The organism is Bacillota bacterium, from assembly GCA_013314855.1.
Lineage (GTDB): Bacteria > Bacillota > Clostridia > Acetivibrionales > DUMC01 > Ch48.
The window spans coordinates 1-3,687 of the sequence record JABUEW010000217.1; the positions used below are offsets into that span (position 1 = coordinate 1).

The window sequence follows — 3,687 nt, forward strand, 5'->3', positions numbered from 1 at the left end:
GGTTATAGTGTTATCCGATGACTTAAACGTATGGTTAAATTTATGTAATATTATTATATAATTGGATAAAATTACTAACGCAGCCACTATTAATGGATAAGAATAAAATTTTCATGCTTCAGCTCTGATAATAATTAATTTTTATACACAATTTATTTTTGTGTTGTATAATATATAATATTAGTAGCAACTAACGATACCTAAGAACAGCAACGAGATTTGGATGCGGAATAATGCAGGAATTAGCATTAGCTTAATCAAATTAATAAAATAATGCGTAATGTATTAGTTTTAGGTTAAAAGGTTATAATTTTGAAAGGTATATGGGTTTTACCGATAATTAAAATATTTATTTTTATAGGAGAGTGTTTTTAGTGGGTAAGGATTTTGGTAAAAATCTAGATAAATATTTGGATAAAGATTTTTTAGGTCCTGATAAAGTAAAACATATACATTTTATTGGTATAGGCGGAATAAGCATGAGCGGATTGGCAGAAATACTAATAAGCTTTGGACACAAAGTTTCAGGTTCCGATATAAGGCCTTCAAATATTACGCAAAAACTGGAAAGAAAAGGTGCGGTAATTTATTATAACCATAGTGAGAAAAATGTTAATAATCCTGATGCCGTAGTCTACACTGCCGCAATAAAGGACAATAATCCCGAATTAATAAAAGCCAGATCTCTAAACATCCCTATCATTGACAGGGCAACCCTGCTTGGCCTGCTAATGAGAAAATACCTATACAGCGTTGCAGTAGCCGGGACTCACGGTAAAACAACTACAACATCCATGATAGCCATGATAATGTTGGAATCAGGCCTTGACCCTACTGTACATATCGGCGGTGAATTAGATTATATTGGAGGTACCACCAGGATTGGAGGAAATAATTATTTTGTTACCGAAGCCGATGAATACTATGAAAGTTTTCTTAAATTTTATCCTCATATTGGTGTTATCCTGAATATCGAATTTGATCACCCTGACTATTATAAAGGTATTGAGCATATTAAAAACTCTTTTTTAAAATTTGCACAATTGGTTCCAAAAGACGGGTATGTAGTTGCATGCGCTGACGATGCCAATATCTCCTCCCTTCTTTGTAAAATTCCTGCAAATAAAATAACTTACGGCATAATCAACGAAAGACCGGATACATACATCTGGAGTGCTGGAAATATAAGAATTGACGAATCGTCGGGGTGTGCTTCCTTTACCCTTTTAAAAAATGGCCGAGAGGTGGATACAATCAAACTCAGCGTACCCGGTATCCATAATATTTATAATTCCCTTGCTGCTATTGCAGTATGCCAATCATTAGGATGCAGCATCCCAGGCATAAAACAGGCATTGTTTAAGTTCACGGGAACCCACAGGCGCTTTGAGCTAAAGGGCATTTTCAATAACATTAAAGTTATCGACGATTATGCCCATCATCCTTCAGAAATAAGAGCAACCCTCAAAGCTGCAAAATGTACCAATAATTCTAAAATATGGTGCATATTTCAACCCCATACATACTCCAGGACAAAAACTCTGCTTGATGATTTTTCCGTTGCCTTTTCTGATGCAGATACCGTAATTGTATCAGATATTTATGCAGCCAGGGAATCAGATAATGGTGAAATAAATTCAAAAACTCTTGTGGAAAAAATAAACAAGGCAGGGGGAAGGGCAATATATATATCAGATTTTGATACCATTGCCAACTATTTGAAAACCAATGCCCTGCCAGGTGATTTAATAATAACTATGGGAGCAGGAGATATATATAAGGTGGGAGAAATACTGCTAAAAGAGCCATATACAAAAGCTGTAGTGTAAGCAGTATAAGATTAAACCTTCATCCCAACATTACTTCCCGGTATTAACCATGGCAAATTTGATTTCGCCCTCTGCTGCCGTCTGTCCATCCACTGTGGCAGATACTTTAACTTTGGCCATACCCATTTTTAGGGTAAGAATTTCCGCCTCCAACCTTAAAACATCTCCCGGTACAACCTGCTTTCTGAATTTCATTGAATCTATACCGGTAAATACGCCTAACTTCCCTTTATTCTCTTCAAGAGAAGCGGCAGCAATCCCTGCAGTTTGGGCAAGTGCTTCAACAATCAATACCCCGGGCATAATGGGGTATCCGGGGAAATGCCCCTGGAAAAAAGGTTCATTTATTGTAATATTTTTTACAGCTACCGCCCTTTTACCGGGTTCTACTTCCAATACCTTATCCACAAGCAGGAAAGGATACCTGTGGGGTATGATATTTTGAATTTCAATACTAGATAACATATTACACCTCTCTTCATCAAAATAAAATGTATTCTTATTTTTGTTAACTGCCACACTCCTTTATTTTAAACAATATTATTCGTCAGCACAAGGCTAAAATCCTTTTTTAAAGCAGTAGTTTCTCCAAATTGTATGAAACTTATCTCTTCAATGATGGAAAAGAGAAAATCAACTTAGGAATGCTGCATATTTTTATAAATTACGAAATAAACTTTTTTAGCAAGCGCCCTTTTTAGTCGAATGTGTTGACAGTTTACTAAATCCTATGTTATTATATTTAGCAGTTGACAAAATCATCTGCTCAACTGGACACTAAAAATCATCTGTTTAGATGGTCAAAAGCAGTAAAATAGCATGTTTATAAGCTGGTGTAGCTCAGCAGGTAGAGCAGCTGACTTGTAATCAGCAGGTCGGGGGTTCGAATCCGTCCACCAGCTCCATAATAAAAGCCGCTAGCTACAAAGATTAGCGGCTTTTGTCATATATTCCTATAAGTTTACATAACAACATTAATACTCCTCTATACCGTATGTTACCGTATGTTCCCTTCCTTATTCATCCCTGCCGGTTTCGATACTTATTCCCATTTGGTATAGCAGTCCAAAGACTTAACTTCTCCAGTAATGTCTGCATACAAAACAGCATATACTCCCATCAAGAATATTTTTCATAGCAAATAATTTCACTTAGCGGTTTTCGGGGCCTTGGAGCAGGACTTTCTGCAGGGTACCCCAGGGGGGTCATGGCAACAACTCTTACAGTATCAGGTATATCCAGGATTTTTTTGACGGCACCTTCGTCAAAATGGCCTATCCAGCATGTGCCAAGCCCTTGTTCATAAGCTTCAAGTATCATATAGGCAACAGCTATTGACAGGTCGACTGTGTATCTATGCTGGCCACATTTCATAACTCTTTCAGGGTCAGTACCACAAGCAACAATAACTACTGGAGCTTGTCCGACAAATTTTTGGCCTCCGGCAGCTTCGGTTAGTTTTTTTCGGGTTTCTTCATTCCTTACTACTATAAACTTCCATCCTTGGTTATTACTTGCCGATGGAGATAGTCTCGCTGCTTCCAATACTTTATTTAGCTTTTCTTTTTCAACCTCCTTGGAACTGTAATTTCTTACACTCCTCCTTCCTTGAATGGCTGATAGGACATCCACAACAATCACCCCTCCGAAATTTGTAGTTTTTATATTTGTTTAATCCTAATGCTATTATACCATATTTATACAAACTTTGCCAGCAAATATAAGATAACTCAGAGCTGAAGCATGAAAATTTTATTCTTATCCATTAATAGTGGCTGCGTTAGTAATTTTATCCAATTATATAATAATATTACATAAATTTAACCATACGTTTAAGTCATCGGATAACACTATAACC

At 36.6% G+C, this 3,687-nt stretch carries 3 protein-coding genes and 1 tRNA gene; 2 read left to right on the plus strand and 2 right to left on the minus strand.

Features of this window, described 5'->3' with window-relative positions; genetic code table 11:
- Window positions 1-410 precede the first annotated feature (410 nt).
- Complete coding sequence (locus HPY74_20255) at window positions 411-1,829, plus strand: UDP-N-acetylmuramate--L-alanine ligase (protein ID NSW92941.1); 1,419 nt, start codon at window positions 411-413, stop codon at window positions 1,827-1,829.
- Between the two features lie 30 nt (window positions 1,830-1,859).
- Here the strand turns inward: HPY74_20255 and fabZ are convergent, their stop codons facing one another.
- Window positions 1,860-2,294, minus strand: a complete 435-nt coding sequence (gene fabZ, locus HPY74_20260; protein ID NSW92942.1) for a 3-hydroxyacyl-ACP dehydratase FabZ — start codon at window positions 2,292-2,294, stop codon at window positions 1,860-1,862.
- 364 nt (window positions 2,295-2,658) lie between these two features.
- Here fabZ and HPY74_20265 point away from each other — a divergent pair.
- Window positions 2,659-2,734 (plus strand) — tRNA-Thr (locus HPY74_20265).
- Window positions 2,735-2,948: 214 nt separating this feature from the next.
- Here HPY74_20265 and HPY74_20270 read toward each other — a convergent pair.
- A complete protein-coding gene (locus HPY74_20270) occupies window positions 2,949-3,461 on the minus strand; it encodes a nitroreductase family protein (GenBank protein NSW92943.1) in 513 nt (170 codons plus the stop codon).
- Window positions 3,462-3,687: the final 226 nt, after the last annotated feature.